Source organism: Arcicella sp. GW821-FHT09D11 (genome assembly GCF_059416265.1).
Genome location: NZ_JBWKOV010000011.1, coordinates 63,972 through 82,090, shown reverse-complemented (window position 1 = coordinate 82,090; position 18,119 = coordinate 63,972). Strand labels below are relative to the sequence as shown.

8 protein-coding genes are annotated in these 18,119 nt (G+C 37.1%); 5 read left to right on the top strand and 3 right to left on the bottom strand.

Annotated features, from left to right (window positions below; all coding sequences use genetic code 11):
* Nucleotides 1-220 precede the first annotated feature (220 nt).
* The 3 genes from AC07N0_RS20965 to AC07N0_RS20955 all read left to right on the top strand — a co-directional run bounded on the left by AC07N0_RS20965 (nucleotide 221) and on the right by AC07N0_RS20955 (nucleotide 5,730).
* Nucleotides 221-1,423: an anhydro-N-acetylmuramic acid kinase gene (locus AC07N0_RS20965; RefSeq protein ID WP_494590858.1), complete on the top strand. Its 1,203-nt coding sequence runs from the start codon at nucleotides 221-223 to the stop codon at nucleotides 1,421-1,423.
* Nucleotides 1,424-1,633: 210 nt separating this feature from the next.
* Nucleotides 1,634-2,341 (top strand): head GIN domain-containing protein, encoded by a 708-nt coding sequence (locus AC07N0_RS20960; RefSeq protein ID WP_492801244.1) that lies wholly within the window; start codon nucleotides 1,634-1,636, stop codon nucleotides 2,339-2,341.
* A 347-nt stretch (nucleotides 2,342-2,688) separates the two neighbouring features.
* Nucleotides 2,689-5,730, top strand: a complete 3,042-nt coding sequence (locus AC07N0_RS20955; protein ID WP_494590857.1) for a serine hydrolase domain-containing protein — start codon at nucleotides 2,689-2,691, stop codon at nucleotides 5,728-5,730.
* 127 nt (nucleotides 5,731-5,857) lie between these two features.
* On the opposite strand, the gene AC07N0_RS20950 is transcribed toward AC07N0_RS20955, so the two are convergent.
* Complete coding sequence (locus AC07N0_RS20950) at nucleotides 5,858-7,138, bottom strand: DUF349 domain-containing protein (protein WP_492801242.1); 1,281 nt, start codon at nucleotides 7,136-7,138, stop codon at nucleotides 5,858-5,860.
* Between the two features lie 583 nt (nucleotides 7,139-7,721).
* Here AC07N0_RS20950 and ettA point away from each other — a divergent pair.
* A complete protein-coding gene (gene ettA / locus AC07N0_RS20945; RefSeq protein WP_492801241.1) occupies nucleotides 7,722-9,392 on the top strand; it encodes an energy-dependent translational throttle protein EttA in 1,671 nt (556 codons plus the stop codon).
* Nucleotides 9,393-9,506: 114 nt separating this feature from the next.
* Here ettA and AC07N0_RS20940 read toward each other — a convergent pair whose 3' ends face one another.
* Nucleotides 9,507-10,568, bottom strand: a complete 1,062-nt coding sequence (locus AC07N0_RS20940; RefSeq protein WP_494590856.1) for a PorP/SprF family type IX secretion system membrane protein — start codon at nucleotides 10,566-10,568, stop codon at nucleotides 9,507-9,509.
* 395 nt (nucleotides 10,569-10,963) lie between these two features.
* On the opposite strand from AC07N0_RS20940, the gene AC07N0_RS20935 reads away from it, so the two are divergent.
* Complete coding sequence (locus AC07N0_RS20935) at nucleotides 10,964-15,163, top strand: T9SS type B sorting domain-containing protein (RefSeq protein ID WP_494590855.1); 4,200 nt, start codon at nucleotides 10,964-10,966, stop codon at nucleotides 15,161-15,163.
* A gap of 254 nt (nucleotides 15,164-15,417) precedes the next feature.
* Here AC07N0_RS20935 and AC07N0_RS20930 read toward each other — a convergent pair whose 3' ends face one another.
* On the bottom strand, nucleotides 15,418-18,000 hold the full coding sequence (locus AC07N0_RS20930) for a M14 family metallopeptidase (RefSeq protein WP_494590854.1): 2,583 nt from the start codon (nucleotides 17,998-18,000) through the stop codon (nucleotides 15,418-15,420).
* Nucleotides 18,001-18,119: the final 119 nt, after the last annotated feature.

Here is an 18,119-nt window from a genome sequence, read left to right as displayed (position 1 = left end):
TGCATTTTTTCAGCGTAAATAACGAGTATTTTTTTACTCGCTGATTGCAGAGATTTTAAACCGCTGATTTACGGAGATTATTAGAGATTATGTGATATTTAATAATCTGCATCATCAGCGTATTTTTTCAGCGTGAATCTGCGGGCAAAAAATATATTAGCGAGGTATTTAAGCCCTATATAATAATAGAATAGCTAATATTCATTCAATACAAAAATCCATGAATAAAAACGTACAAAAACTTTATCAACTAGCAGGAAAATCTTCTCGTAAAATTATTGGTCTTATGTCTGGCACATCAATGGATGGCCTTGATGTAGCCCTTTGTGAAATAACTGGTAGTGGCGAAGACACCGCAGTAACCCTTCTAAATTTTGAAACCGCAGATTATTCTGATGCCGTTAAAACTGAAATCAGGAAAGTATTTGCTAAAAAAACGATTGACTTTCAGCACCTTGCTTTGCTGAATGAATGGATTGGTTTACTTCATGCTGAAATGATATTGGATTGCTTAAAAAAGTGGAATATTACTAGTGAAGAGGTAGATTTAGTAGCTTCGCACGGACAAACCGTTATGCATGCTCCTAAAATTTTGCATCAACAGGAAATGTTCACTAATGCTACTTTACAAATTGGTGATGGCGACCATATTGCAGTAAAAACTAATATTATTACACTTTCAGACTTCAGACAAAAACATATTGCCGCAGGAGGCGAAGGTGCTCCATTAGCCGTATATGGCGATTATTATATTTTTGGTAAGAAAGGCGAAAACCGCATTATGCTTAATATGGGTGGTATTGCCAATTTTACATTCTTACCTGCCAGCATGAACCCAGAAGAAGTGTTTGTTACCGATACGGGGACGGGGAATACATTAATAGATGCATTTACAAGATTTTATTTCCCAGAAATGGCTTATGACAAAGATGCCAATATTGCTAAAGAAGGCATCGTAAATGCTAGATTGCTTGAAGTATTAAAGGCCGATGATTTCTTTTTTAGTCCTTTCCCAAAAACCACTGGCCCAGAATTATTTAGTATTGATTATGTCAAAAATGCTCAGGTAATCAGTAGGACTGAAAATATTTCAGTAAACGATTTATTGGCTACCCTTACCCGTTTTAGTGCTGAAACCATCTCCGAGGCCATTCATTGGGCTGTAGGTTCACAATCTTTAGCAGATTTCAATATCTATCTTTCTGGCGGAGGAATGCATAATCCCTTATTAGTACAATGGCTAAAAGAATTGATTCCTGCCAATTTCTTTAAAACAGACGATTTAGGTATTTCGGGCGATGCTAAAGAAGCTGTACTCTTCGCTATTTTAGCGAATGAAACCGTAGCAGGGGGCGAATCTGACTTTGGTACTAGAAAAGGGATTCCATCAGTATCTATGGGTAAAATTTCTTTTCCTAACTAGTGCAACCTTTAATGACTGCTTTGCATCTTATGAGAGAATTGAGCATAAGTGATTACTTCATTTCGAAATCAGGTAATCACGTTGAACGATTATAGTAAATGGTATTTCGCTATCAAAACAATATTAGAGAACGATATTAATCATCCATTTATAACCGCGGTGGCGGATCACTAACTCACAATTTACTCATTCACAATCAATTAACATATTATGAAAAATTTAACTAAATCTCTTTTAATATTACTTGTTACCATCATCTCTGTTATCGAGGTTTCGGCACAAACGACTAAAGAAAACCGCTCAATTACGGGCTTCAAAACGATTCGTGTTACCAGCGGTATTGATTTATACATCAAGCAAGGAAGTGCTGAATCTGTAACGGTTAGTGCTGATAAAGACAAACAAGATAATATCATTACTGAAATCAAAGATGGGGGCTTGAATATCTATGTTGAAAACTCTAAATGGAGTTGGTTCAACTGGAATTCAAAACCAGTAAAAGTGTACGTTACGATTAAAGATATTACGAGTATCTCTGCGACAGGTGGCTCTGATGTTTATTCAGAAAACAAATTAGATTTAATTAAACTGAATGTAAGCGCAACAGGTGGGTCAGATGTTAAACTAGAAGTAGATGCTGACGAACTTACGTGTCACTCAACAGGAGGGTCAGATGTTATTTTAACAGGTACTGCTACTGTATTTAAAGCTACTTCAACAGGTGGAAGTGATTTAAAAGCTACTGGATTAAAAACAAGCTATTGCAGTGTTTCCTCTACAGGTGGTTCTGACGCTTATGTATGGGCTGAAAAAGAAATCAGTATTTCTGCTACTGGTGGTAGCGACGTATATCACAAAGGAAATGCTAGAGTTGTAAAATCAAGCTCTTCAGGTGGTTCAGATATTCATAAACAATAAATTGCTATTTGCTTAGTATTCAAAGGTCAGTTCAGATTTGGGCTGACTTTTTTATTGTTAATAAAGCTATTCCTCTCATTGACACCGACTTGTGAATATTTTTTTTTAAGCTTAAAATATTCCAAACAAAATCTATCAAGAATCCGCATAATATTCCCCTATTCTTCGTTATCTGAGTACTTCTAAGCATTAGTATTTTAATACATCCGATCTTCCTCCAACTAACCTGTATTATCATTTAGGTTTATTTTTTTATACTTTCAAATTTTCTCTTCCTATTTAATTAGCGTTAATTTTATTGTAAATTCGTATCTTTTTTATTTGTATCCCAACCATTAATTGATAAAATGTATAAGCAGTTTTCTTGGTTTTCGATTACACTTATTCTCCTTTGGTTCGTACTAAAACTACCCCTTATCGGAGCATTAAACAATACTTTTTTATATTCCCTAACGGCAAAAAAGGAAGCAACTGTAACAAAGCAATTTGTTAAGAAACAACGTGTATTAAATCCAACCAAATTCATTAACAATAGTCAATTACTAGAAACCCAATGGGTTGATAGCGTATTTGCTACGATGGATAACGACCAAAAAATTGGTCAGTTTTTTATGGTGGCGGTAAACCCTACTCACGGGGAAGCTCATTTCAAAAAGCTAGAAAGCCTTATTCAAAATAATTATATCGGTGGGTTAATTTTCTTTCAGGGCGACCCTACGGCTTATGCTAATTTAAACAATCGTTTTCAGTCAACTACCAAAATACCTTTGTTAATCGGCATCGATGGCGAATGGGGTTTGGCTATGCGTGTCAATGCTACGATGGCTTTTCCCAAACAAATTACGTTGGGAGCCATCCAAGATAACTCACTGATTTACAACATGGGTACAGAGATTGCCCGTCAGTGTAAACGCTTAGGGATTCATTTGAATTTTGCACCCGTAGTAGATATCAACTCTAATCCACAAAACCCTATTATTGGTTTTCGTTCTTTTGGCGAAATTCCTGAAAATGTAGCGGCTAAAAGTAGTGCCTATATGAAAGGCATGCAAAACAATCAGCTTTTGGCTTGTGCCAAGCACTTTCCGGGTCATGGCGATACCCATACCGATTCGCACTTTACACTCCCACAAGTGTCGTATGGTTTCGAACGTATGCATAATATTGAATTGGTTCCTTTCAAGCAATTGATTGATGATTCTATCAAGAGTATGATAGTTGGTCACTTACAAATACCTTTTTATGATTGGCGACCAGCAACGCTTTCACAGAGCATCATTACCAATCTTTTAAAAAAAGAAATGGGCTTCAAGGGCTTGGTAATTACCGATGCCTTGAATATGAAAGGCGTTCGGAATGGACAAGGAGTATCGTCGGCTGAAATAGATTTGCAGGCTTTTGTAGCAGGAAACGACATCTTGTTATATTCTGAAAATATTCCAGAAGGCATCAATAAAATCAAAGATGCCATACAGTCGGGATTGATTAAGCAAACAGAAATTGATAGTCGTGTAAAGAAAATATTACACGCCAAATATTGGGTAGGGTTAAATCAATTCAAGTATATCGAATCCAATAATTTATATCAAGACTTACATACTCCTCAGGCACAACAAATCAAACAAGAGTTATTTGACAATGCCATTACTGTGGTAAAAGATGCTAGAAAACTTTTGCCCCTTGCACCAGATAATAATAAGCTGGTTTCTGTCAGCTTAGATATTGCCACTAACAACCGTTTTCAACAAGCTTTAAGTGCTGTTGTACCAATGGCACAGTATGCTAGCGTAGCCAAAAATGATGAAGGCTTATTCAATGAGGTACTCAAAAACGTAGACTCTACCCATACTGTCATTCTAAGTGTTCATAATATCAATAAAAAATCTGCCAGTAGATTAGACTTGAATTATGGCGTACAGGATTTTATCAAAAGACTTGAAAAAAAGACACCCAATATCGTAGTATGTGTGTTTGGTAATCCTTATAGTTTAAAATTCTTTCCAGAAGTCTCTAATCTGGTGTGTGGATACGAAGACGATGATGCCGCTTATGCAGCAATGGCAAAAGTATTATTCGGGCAAATACCCGCTACGGGAAAATTGCCAGTTTCTGTAGAAAATCTATACATCGCAGGGGATGGCATTACGCTAAGAAAACAAGGGCAATTAGAAAAAGCATCTCCCGAAAGCGTGGGCATGAGTTCTGATGAGCTTAAAGGTATTGACCCCATTATTGTTTCATCCATTAATCAAAAAGTATTCCCAGGGTGTCAGGTATTAGTTGCTAGAAAAGGTAAAATCATTTTGAATAAAAACTATGGGCAACTTGGATATGAACCCAATAGCCCACCAGTGACTAACCAAACGGTATATGACTTGGCATCAGTTACAAAAGTATCAGCAACGCTTCAAGCCGTTATGTATCTTTATGACCAAAAGAAGCTTAATCTGGATGAAAAAATAGTTACTTATCTTCCAGAACTCAGAGGAACTAATAAAGAAAATATGACTATCCGCGACATCCTCTGGCATCAGGCAGGGTTGGTTGCTTATATTCCATTTTGGGAAAGAACACGTATTCCTTTAGGATGGAAAAAAGAGTTTTATAGTACCACGCAATCATTAGATTATCCATTGCAAGTTGCAGACGATATGTATGCCAAAACGGCTATTAGAGACTCTGTTTGGAAATGGGTAATAAAATCGCCTTTAATTAATAAACACGACCGTGATGGTTCTTTTAGCTATGTCTATAGTGATTTGGGCTTGATGATTATGCAACATGTAGTGGAACGAATCTTGGGGCAAGGATTAGATGTCTTTACGGCGTCTTATCTGTATGAGCCACTAGGTATGAGAACAACAGGCTTTAATCCGTTAAAGAGAACAGAAAAAGCCAAAATAGCCCCTACTGAAAACGACCGTTTGTTCAGAGAAAGAAATCTACAAGGTACTGTTCAAGACCAGACGGCAGCGATGCTCGGTGGCGTATCTGGTCATGCTGGTGTATTTAGTTCAGCGTCAGATTTGGTGAAGCTGTTTGAGATGAACCTTGAAAAAGGAAGTATTAATAACTTGATTTTTTATAATAAAGAAACCGTAAACACTTTTACGAACAGTGTTTCTACAAAAGGAGAAAGAGCTTTAGGATGGGACAAACTTCCAGCAGATGGTGAAAGTAATTATATTTCAGCCTCGGTTTCACCCAATTCTTATGGACATTCAGGCTATACAGGCACGTTGGTTTGGGTAGACCCAGAGAAAGAGTTAGTATTTATCTTTTTATCAAACAGAGTAAACCCTTCTGTAAGTAACAATAAAATAAACGCCTTAAAAATCCGAAGAAAAGTAATGGATATCGTATATAGGTCTATTGAGGATGTAAAGTAATAAGAATATAAAAGCCTCCTGATACAAATCGGGAGGCTTTTATATTCTTATCTCAATTCAAATTGTTAGTAATCCTCAGTCTTACTCCTTTTGTTTTGAGTCTTCAATCTTAAAGTCTAAACAAAATCTACTGATCTAACAAAATCTCAAGTTCTTTCTTGAACTCAATTAGTAATGTTTCTTTCATAGAGATTTTACGTTTTTGTGTGTTGATTTTATTCATCACCAACTTATCTCCCATCTGACCATTGTAATTAGCATCAGAGATAAATGAATCTAGTTCGTTTTTCTCTTTCTTAGTCATGTAATCCATTTGATTAATCATGATTTTCAATTGCTCAATTCTTGGCTTTTCATGTAAAGCAGGGTGGCGATAGCTGATTACTCTTAATAAGTAATTCATTTCGAAAATCTTATCACAGATATTTCTGAAACGTTCAGCAATTCCTCTATCAACATTTTTGGCAAGAGCCGATAGCTCTTTCCATTTTACTAAATATCCTTTTGCCTTTTCCGAAGTTTGTGGAATCAATTCTTGTTGTTTGAACAATCCTTCCAATTCGGTGGTCATATCCTTCATCTGTTGTAACCTTGGATCAACTCTTGGTGTTGATACAATACCTTTCTCACGGTTATAACGCTCAAAGAAGAAATCACTTGAACGTTTGAACTGTTTCCAAAGTTGGCTTTGCTTTTTAGGCGGAACCTGACTGATTGTTTTCCATTCGCGTTGTAAATCCTTGATTTTAAGGAATCCAGCATCTACATCTTTTTCATAACGTAAATTACGGGCATCATCAACAATGCGTTGAAGTGTCGCTAATTTTTCGTCGATGATTCTGTTTTTCTCAGCATAATACTCACGGCGTCTCACAAAGAAATCATCTACAATCGCATTGAATTCTTCTTCAACGCTATCTTGTAAAGATTTGTCAACAGGACCAGTCTTTAACCATTTGGTTTTTATTTCCATAATGGCCTCTGTAGTTTCTGCCCACTCTTCGCTTTTACTTGCTTCTCTCAACTCTTCAATCAAAGCTCTTTTTATTTCAAGATTTTTGATTTGGTTGTGTAGAATAAGCTCTCTTAATTCCAATTCTAAGCCATCCAAACGTTCGAGTAAGGGCATAAAATTTCCTAAGCCATCAAATTCTACAAGATTTTTGCGAAGCTGAAGTAGTTTGGTAAGGTAAGAACCTTTGTTCTGAGCTTCTTCTACTTGTTCAAAAAGTAAGGCTACTTTATTTTCAGCAATCGTAAAACGATTAACGAAATATTGTAAGGCCTCCTCTTCTGTGTTTCTAACAACACCAATCTGACGTTCTGGATATTCTGAATATCCTTTCAAAAAGACCTTACCATCTTTACAATAGCCATAGTCGGCGGAGTTCTTAACTGTATTTTCCATTGGTTTACATTACATGATTAGAGTGTCTGGCAAGGCTCATAACTCTAAGAGATTCATGGTTTAGGTTGAATTTATTTTAGTAGTTTTGCGATTGTTTAAAAAGTCTGATTTTTCTATTATTAATGAAACGAATCTAATTGAAAATAATTTCAAAATTCTAAAATTAACAAATTTTGAAAATGGAAACTCTTCTTACACCTAAATTTTTCGCAATTTACTGATTTTCAGCAAAAAATCTAATGATTTGTTTACATTATCAATCTATTCATAGTTTTTTTATTTTAACGCTTAAATACAGCCCAAAATAAACGATAAATGAATATAAGTGAACCTCAAATGGTTAAATTATTATTGTAAAATATACGTATTGCTTAAATTAAGCGATTTAAATGACAAATACAGCTATCATACAAGAAAGGTAAGGAGGCTTTGATTAAATATACTATCTTTGAATAAATGATTATAAAATTTATTTGAAATAAATTGATACTAATTAAATGACAAGTAAATCTGTTTTCTGTTGCATAAACTTTGGCATTTTTTTGAATCGATAAAAAATTACATTAAACGATAAATTAACCCGATGAGTCAGGAAACCATTATTTTTTCTATGGAACGTGTTTCTAAAACCGTTCCACCCCAAAAACAAATACTCAAAAATATCTACTTATCATTTTTCTACGGAGCAAAAATTGGAGTTTTAGGTCTAAACGGTTCTGGGAAATCTTCACTCTTAAGAATTATTGCTGGTAAAGACAAAAGCTATACTGGTGATATTGTTTTCTCGGCGGGTTATTCTGTCGGAATGTTGGAACAAGAGCCAGAGCTTGACCCAACCAAAACAGTGAAGGAAGTAGTAGAAGAGGGCGTGGCTGAAATTGTAGCTTTGTTGAAAGAATTTGACGACATCAACGAAGCTTTTGGTGACCCTGATGCAGATTTTGATAAGCTTTTAGAACGCCAAGGTGAGGTTCAAGAAAAACTAGACCATTATAATGCTTGGGAACTAGATACTCGCTTAGAAAGAGCGATGGATGCCTTGCGTTGCCCGCCTTCGGATGCCAACGTTGCCAACCTTTCTGGGGGTGAAAAACGCCGTGTTGCTTTGTGTCGTTTGTTGTTACAAGAGCCAGACGTACTTTTATTAGATGAACCTACCAACCACTTGGATGCCGAGTCTGTTTTGTGGTTAGAAGAACACTTACGTCAATACAAAGGAACAGTAATTGCCGTAACCCACGACCGTTATTTCTTAGATAACGTAGCAGGTTGGATTTTAGAACTAGACAGAGGTGAGGGTATTCCATGGAAAGGAAATTATTCTTCTTGGTTAGAGCAGAAACAAAATCGTTTAGCGCAAGAAGAAAAGACAGAATCTCGTCGTCAGAAAACGTTACAACGTGAATTAGAATGGGTGCGCATGGCGCCGAAAGCGCGTCAGGCAAAATCTAAAGCACGTTTAGAGGCCTACGACAAATTGATGTCGGAAGAAAACCGTCAGAAAGAAGATAAGCTAGAATTATTTATCCCTGCTGGTCCACGCTTAGGGAATAAAGTAATTGAAGTAAACAATGTAACAAAGGCTTACGGAGATAAATTATTGTTTGATAACCTTACCTTCTCGTTACCGCCTGCTGGTATTGTTGGAGTAATCGGGCCAAATGGTGCGGGTAAAACTACGTTGTTTAAATTGATTACGGGACAAGCTCAACCAGATGCAGGAACATTTGAAGTGGGTGATACCGTACAAATGGCTTACGTTGACCAAGAACATAATCAATTAAAAGGTGAAAAATCTGTTTTTGAAACCATTTCTGGGGGTACAGAACATACGATGTTGGGTGGCAAGCAAGTAAATGCCAGAGCCTATGTAAGTAAATTCAATTTCAATGGAGCTGATCAGGAAAAGAAAATTGGTAATCTTTCAGGTGGAGAACGTAACCGTGTACACTTGGCAATGATGCTGAAAGAAGGCGCCAACCTTCTATTGCTGGATGAGCCTACCAATGATTTGGACGTAAACACATTACGTGCCTTAGAAGAAGCCCTCGAAAACTTTGGGGGTTGTGCAGTAGTCATCTCCCATGATAGATGGTTCTTAGATAGAATCGCGACGCATATTTTAGCATTTGAAGGTAATTCGCAAGTATATTGGTTTGAAGGAAACTTCTCTGATTATGAAGAAAACCGTAAAAAACGTCTAGGCAATGATGCTACGCCAAAACGTATTCGTTATAAGAAGTTAGGAGAGTAAAACTATTCTGTATATGAAAAGCAACAAAAGTTCACTTGTCATAAGTGAGCTTTTGTTGCTTTTTACTTTATTAATTATCAAGCCCTTAGAAAAATCAGACTTTGTATAAAGATTTTAAAACTTCGGGCACTTTAGTTCTCCTTTTCTTGGACGATTACTCTTTTTAGACTGAATCAAATCCGTGAAAATATAAGAAATTGATAGCTCGTGAGCACCACCTGTCGAGCTTAGAGAAGAAATGGTGGCATCGTAGCTGTAGCCAATAGAAAAATTATCTTGACGATAGCCTACCAAAAACACCAAGGCATCATGGCTAACGATACTTACATTATCTTTCTTATAAGATTTCAAAGGAATACCTCTGTACCATGCCCCAATTACAATAGGAGCATAAGTTAAATAAGCACCCACATCTAATTGGTCTGATTGTCCTTGACGTCTGTAGTGAACTACAGGAGTAATACTTTTTTCTTTATCAACCGCATCGCCAAGATTATTCCCTAACATATAGTCGGCCAAAGGAATATTATAGCCTGCCTGAATACCTATGCGCATAGGCAAAGCGGCATTGGCATTAGAAAATGACTGGTTAGGTTGATTGATATGATGGAATGAAGCCCCCACCCAAAATTGTTCCCCATACAAAAGAGCACCCGTTGAAAAATCCCAATATTTTAATTGAGGAGTCAAATTGTTACCACCTTGTAAAATCTGATCAGACGAATAACGTGGATATGCTCCTGTAGTTAAATAAGTATTAATTTGGTCACCAAACGTATAGTCTGCAAAATTTACACCACGTGTTACATACGAACCTTGTATCCCTAAATTTGCCCTTAATCCATCATTTATTTTAAGGTGATAAGAATACAAAGCACCAATATCCGTTGTTACCAAGTTAGTAAACTGACGGTCTGAGGTAAGTAATATCCCTACGCCACTATTGATTTTATCTAAATACATATCAGCCGAAAGTGAAGACGTCACAAAGTTAGCACTTAACGATGGCCACTGATTTCTGTGATTTAAACTGACACGAGCTGCTTTAGCAGACCCAGCAAAAGCTGGATTAAGAAACATAGGTGCTGCATAAAACTGTGAATATTGAGGGTCTTGTGCCTCTGCAAAAGACCAAGTTAACATACAAAATACAAACAGGAAACTTCTTTTCAACATGGAATTCGGAATGGTTAAATGCATCTTTATCAACAGTAAATCATAATGTTAAATCTTAATAAGATATTTTTCTTTAAATAATACTTTTATCTACAAAATGTACTTTATCTACATAATTTTGTACCATTTTGTGTTTTCTATAATTTTAAGCATTATATTCCGTTAGAAAAGTGCTATACTCTTATAAATTTCGTTTATATTATCGGTGCTTGATAATTTTGTTTATTTGAACGATGAACAATAAACTCTAGTTTATTTAACACAGAAAAATCTAAATTTAAAGAAGATTTTTTTATTAAAATCAATTTTTATAATAAGTATTTTCACATCCAACCTTTTAGGTATAATAGCTGTCTATATAAAAGCAAAGAGTATTTATTTTTTATAACGAAAGAATGTTTAGAATTAGTAGCATACATCGTTTTTTTTTGCTCATCACCTCTGTTTTTATTACATGGGTTTGTACAAACACGGCTAGTGCTCAATTCAGTGCAACAAAAACTTGTTTGTCGGAATGTTCAGATTCTACAGCAGCAACAATTTTTAAAGATTTAGGCACAACAGTGGCAACTGCTTGGCGGTGGGATTTTGGTGACCCTAGTAGTACCCTAAAAAACGTTTCTACTTTACAAAATCCTGCACACTTATATTCTACCCCTGGCCCTAAATTGGTAACACTTATTCGTACAGAAAATGGTGTTCCTGTAACTTATACAAAAACAATTACGATTAATGCTCCTCCACAAGCTTTCTTTTTGGGGCAAACACCATCACAACAAGACACAACGATTTGTAAGGGCAATACAATACTATTAGACCCTTATAGAAATGGCGGCGCACAACCTCAATATAAATATCGCTGGTTTCCTAAAGGTGATTCTACGCAGACGTTAATTGCCGATACAACAAGCTGTTATTCGGTACAAGTAACCGATACGATAACTGGCTGTTCGGCTCAAAATAAAATCAATGTTCAACTTTGTGTACCTCCTCCACCCAAACCACCAGAAACCTCATGGTTCTTTGGAAATAATGCTGGTATTAAGTTCTCTAATGGTTCAGCCACGCCAGATACTGAAGGAAAGTTAAATACCGTAGAAGGGGTATCGTCGATAGCAGACCAAAATGGTAATTTATTGTTTTATACCGACGGTAGAAAAGTATATGACAAAGACGGAAACGAAATGGGTGCGATTAATCCTGCTGATACTTTAAAGGGAAGCTCGTATTCCACCCAATCGGCTGTGATTGTACCTCAGCCTAGCTGTCAAGGCTGTCAGTCATATTATTATATTTTTACTACCACAGAAATTAATGGTGAAAAGAAATTAACGTATTCAATTGTTGATATCCGATTGAATGAAGGAAAAGGGAAAGTTATTCAAAAAAACCTTCCTTTAGACGACGTTTCTTCGACTGAAAACCTTATCTCAACTTTTGTAAAAAAAGACTCTACTTATTGGGTCATCTCACACGATTATAATACAAATACTTACCGTATGTATCGTGTGACAAAAAATGGTATTTCTATTTCTAAAACGATTAATATTGGTTCCAAAATAGATTCTGTAGAGAAAGCGCAGGGATATTTAAAGGTCTCGCAAGATGCCACTAAATTAGCCATTGCCATTCCTGGCGGTGCAAGAAATCTCGTAGAAGTGTATGACTTTGCAGATTCGACGGGAGCAATTACCAATAAAAGAATTATTGATTTAGGGTCAGCTCCACCAACGGTGTATGGCATTGAATTCTCTCCAGATAGTAAAACACTGTTTGTAACGATGAAGGCGGATACCATTAAAAAGCCCAATTCGTATTCTTCGTTATTACGCTATGATTTAACCCAAGGTGACTCAACATCTTTGGCTACCTCAAAAATCACGTTAGATTCTTCCAAAAAAGAATATTATGGTTCGGTACAGCTAGGGCCTGATGGGAAAATTTATCTTGCCGTTCAAGGTACTGATACCTTGGGAGTGATAAAACTGCCCAATGATACTGTATCTTATACCAATGCTAATAAAATAAAAATTGATACTTCATACTACCAAAGGGATGCCTTTAGCCTAAGTGGCAAAACTAGTCAATTAGGACTACCCACTACGGCAACTCTTGTAGTCACCAAAAGCTCTGGTGTGGGTATTATGGCTTCAGATACTTGTTTTGGGTCACCTTCTAATTTTCAGACGAATCATCTTTGTGAGGGAGAAACCTTTAAAAATACTAAGACCAACTGGAGATTTTATGCCGGCCCTGCTCCTCAAGCTGGCAATGATGGGAAATATACGCCCGTCGGGTCACCCGTTTATAGTGTAACGGGTGGTGCAGGTGATGCAGGCTTAAAGGTTTCTTATACTTTCCTTGCCCCAGGTAAATACCATGTTTTTGTCAACATGGGTAATCAATGTTTGTCCGATACGTTACTACCTCCACAGGAGTTCGAAATATTTGCTATACCCAATGCTGATTTAGGCAATGATATTAACCTTTGTCAGAATACTACTACTCTGACTACAGCGAATAACCTTCCTAATAGCCACTATGCATGGTTAATAGATGGTACTTTTTCGCCTAGAGATACCCTTCGTACTTTAGTAGCCACGAAGTCTGGAAAATATACGGTATTGGTAGAGAAAAATGGTTGTATGGCCGAAGACTCTGTAAATGTAAATTTGTATGCAGCCAAGCCTTTTAATTTAGGAGCAGATACTACCATTTGCCAGAATGCTTCGTTCGTTTTATCTGCAAGCAATGCTGGCACTAGCACAACAACTACTTTTTTATGGAATACTGGACAAACTACACCAAGTATAGTAGTAACTAGCGCGGGTACTTATGCAGTAACAGTTAAAGAGAGTACGACGAATTGTGAAGTAAAAGACCAAGTCACGGTACGAACATTGCCAAAACCAAGTTTTATTGTCAATAGAAAACTGCCGAGTAGCTGTAATATTAAAGACGGGCAAATTGATATATTGAACTTATCCCCTGCTGATACCTATACGTTTGTATGGTATAAAGACGGTATTGCCATAACAGGTCAAACACAAAGTTCATTGAAGGGCATAGAGGCAGGTAGCTACCGTGTATCTATTCAAAGTACAATTTCTTGTGATACTACGTTCAATATTACTTTATTGGCTTTGGGTTCTAATCCAAACATTATTGTAAGACCGACTGATACCTATTGCGACGTACTCAATAGCGGTTCAATCGCTTTTACTGTCAATACGAATAGTGGTGTGCAACCTACCACGTATGATTTAAAATTGAATGGCAATCCTGACGCTTCTGTTAGAAGTGGTTCTGTGGGTTCAATATTGGTATCATCCAGAAATTACTTAATTAGCGGTCTTGGCGCTGGCACTTATACCTTAGATTTATCAGACCCTTCGGGCTGTAAGTATATTGAAAGTAATTTAGTCATCGCCATTCGCCCAAGAACGGTTACAAGCATTACTGTGCCTCCATTGGTTTGTCAAGGCGATACGATTGTTTTGAAGGCTAATAATGCTAACACTGGAACGATATCATGGAGTACGGGTGAAAATACGCCTGAAATCAAGGTTTCTAGGGCTGGTCAGTATACTGTAACAGTTATGGATGCTACTGGAAAGTGTGTCAGTACAGCCAAATCTTTAGTTTCTTTCAAGCCTGTTCCTGTTATCAATCCTAATGTCCCGAATGAAGTATGCGAAAATAGTCGCCCAATACAGTTATTAGCGAGCCCAGTAGCAGGGGTTTGGAAAGGAACGAATGTAACTCCTGGTGGACTTTATACGCCTTCTTCTTATCCACAAACTGATATTGTACGTTATGAGGTAGCGGGTGCGAATGGTTGTGTTGGCAGTTCAACTAGTATAATTAAAATAGCTCAATCGCCTAAAGTAGATTTAGGAGCAGATAGAGACGTTTGTAGAAATGGTTTTGATTTTATTGGTACTAACCTTGAATCGGGCGTTACTTATCGCTGGAATACGGGACAAACAACTAATTTTATTTATCCAACTCAGCAAGGGGCATATACGTTAAATGCTAATCTTGGCAATTGCAGAGCTACTGATGATATTATTATTCGTTTATTGCCATCTCCTTTTATTCCTTTAAAATCTGAATTACCACTTTGTGTGCCAGATGCTTTACCGATAAAATTGGATGCTGGTGGCGGAGCAGGGCAAACGTATAGATGGTTCCCAACTGGGCAAACCGACCAAACTATCTTTGTATCAAACGTAGGAATTTATACCGTAGAAGTAACCAACACATTAGGATGCACTAGTCGCGCAAGTACTAATGTGGTAGATAGATGCGAACCTAGTATTTTAGTGCCTGATATCTTCACGCCTAATGGTGATATCCAGAATGATTCATTTCAGGTATTTACAGCTCATATCAGAGATTTTGAATTAAAGGTATTTAACCGTTGGGGCGAGTTATTATTCATCTCTAAACGTCCAGAAGACCGTTGGGATGGCAAATACAAAGGTGTATTAGTAAAACCAGATTCATTCGTTTGGCAGATTACTTACACCGCTGAATACTTCCCCGAAAGAGGTACATTAAAAAAACAAGGAGCTGTTACGGTGGCTTGGTAGCTTTTGGGCTGTCGGGTGTCGGTCTTCGCATGTCAGCTTTTTTATCTGAATCGAATGTAGGGACGAATTGCATTCGTCCTTTGTAGCAAAAAAATATCAGTAAAGGACGAATGCAATTCGTCCCTACGGTTTTTATCATGCTGATAATCCTAAAATAAAAAAGTCGGCTTCCGATAAACCGAAAGCCGACTGATAATAAATTATTTGAATCTCAATAGCCGATGACCGACAGCTGAAATCTGATAGCTAAAAGCTTAATCCTCATCTCCCCCACGTACTCCTGAAAGTATTGTTGAGCCAAAGAAAATAGCATTTAAAAACAATTTGTTAGTACCATACCAAAATGCTCTGAAGTTTGGATTATCTGTCATTACAATCACCTTTCCTGCTCCAAAAGCTGTTGCTACTACCGAAGGAGTATTTTTCATTAACTTCTTGTTACGTTCAGTGATATAACCACTTACCAGAGGGTCGTTAGTATAAATCAATGGTGCATTGTATGGGTCTTTAATTTTCTCTAAATAAATATTATTATCTCTGAAAACGCTTAGCGTTTGGTCTTTATAGCCATAACCAATTGGGTGCGTAGGGTCTAATTTAACTTGGAAAATAGCCCCACTTGTTTGTTGTGCACCTTTATAGCGTTCTGCCAACGCATAAGGCTTAGCAGTAGCAGTATCAGCAGGAATATTTTTAATTTTTACAGGTGATAAGCCTTTTGCCGAAGCCCATTCTACTGCATCCGTTAAAGCGATTAAAGTACCGCCGCCTCTCACCCATGTTTTTATTTTCTCTTCATTCAAAGTACTATATTCCCCACTTGAAAGAATCAACGTATTGTATTTCTCTAAACTCATGCGGTTTACTTGCGTAATATCCGACATTGATAGTGGAATGTTTACCCTTGTATCTAATAAATGCCAAATCTCACCCGCATCGTTCGGATTCACGCCCGTACCTGTCAACATCAAAACCTTCGGTTGGCGCATCGGTGCGAAATAGCTACTTCCTAAATCAATTCCTGATGGTGTTAAGCCTGTTTGTAAAGCATAGAAATCAATGCCATCTCTTTCAGCCAGTGTTTGTAACAATGTTTTCAAGGCAACGAAATCTGCTTGTTGATTTGAACCAACGGTGATTTCTACTGTACCATAGCTAAATGCTTTTGTTCCCCCTTCAAACACTCCTGTAAAAGGCTCAGTAGCTACTTTTAGTTTGTAGCCTTTCTTCTGTAATTCATAGGCTGCTCTTGGCGCAAAATAGCTATCCCACTCAAACACATACCCGTAAGTGGTATTACCAATGATTTTTCCTTTCGGAAACTCATTCTTGGTTAACTTATCTCCTAAAGTTAAAGCAATCTTAGCTTCTGAATAAGGCACATTAAAACAATGAGGCATAGACCACGCCGAAATATCATAGAAAAGAGAATCTTCAAAAGTAGTACGTTTTTCAAAAATCCCTTGTACTAAACGGTATTGTGGCTGACTTAAAGGCACTACAAATGCTTCTCCCTTTTTAAAGGTTTTTCCATCCAATGTTTCATCTTTTGATACATTGAAAACATCTATTTCGTGTTGACGAAGGATATTAATCATTTCCCAAACCTTTACTTTATCAGTACCTCCACCAAAAACATAAGCTTTGGTAGCCGAAGTAGATTTTTCTTGATAGAAACTTCTTTGATAATCTAACAAATCCTGACGCATCGCTTTGGCTGCACGCAACGTAGAAAGCGTAGTAACAAATTGGTTTCTAACGGTAAAGGCAAAACTCATATTGCCGTTCTGAGTTTCCTGTAAATGTCCACGAGAACTCGCTTGTTCAAACAGAATACCAATGCTTCCTTGTACGTCTGGGAAGGTTGAGCCTTTTCCGTAGTAAAAATCGTCATAACCTTCTTTCGTAAAGTATAATGACCCGATTTTATCTAATGCTGCCGCATGAAACTTACCAATTACTTCGGTTAAGTCTATATTTTTCTTTGGCGTAAGTGGGTGTGTTCTTGCTGGAATACCGGGTTGAAAGAAGAATGATGAATTAGGCCCCATCTCATGGTGGTCAGTCAAGATATTTGGTTTCCATTCATGAAATTTCTGTATTCTGCCTTTACTTTCTGGATGTTGCGTATAAAGCCAGTCACGGTTAAGGTCGAACCAATAATGGTTATAACGTCCACCCGGCCACATCTCATTCAGTTCTCTACTGTTCGGGTCAGACACCATGTTCATGCTTTTGTTAGCATTCACCCAACTTGAAAAACGCTCGCCACCATCTGGATTAATGCGTGGGTCGAGTAAAATGACTGATTCGTTCAAGATAGAATCTATTTCAGCCCCTTGAGCCGCTGCCAAATAATATAATGCCAGTACAGAAGCATTGGTACCACTGGCTTCGTTTCCGTGTACAGAATAGCCCATCCACACTACGATAGGCATATTTTTAGTATCTAAGCTCGACGATTTATCAGGCTCTACTAATTTATGATGATCAGCTTTAATTTTGTCAGCATTCGCAAGGTTTTTAGGAGACGAAATCGTCAGTAATAACAATTGTCTGTTTTCGTAACTACGCCCATATTCGCTTAGCTCAACTCTGTCTGACAATTCAGCTACTTTTTTCATATAGCCCATCAGTTGCTCATGCTGGATGTGCCAATCGCCTACCTGATACCCCAAATATTGTTGTGGCGTAGGAATTTTAGGGTCATAACTAATATTCTGTGGCAGAAAGTAGCTATTAGGTACTTGTCCGAAGCAAGTACGAATAAGCATAAAAAACAAAAAAGCGGTTAACCGCTTTTTGCTAGGAATGTAAAGAGGAAAGTTGTTTGTCATATTGATTAGTTTGATGATGATGCACAATTAAAATAAGCTATAAGATGCTATAGCCTTAAAATACTTTTGAATTTTGAATGAGCGAAACAAATAAGAGGGCACAATAAATAGTCTATAGA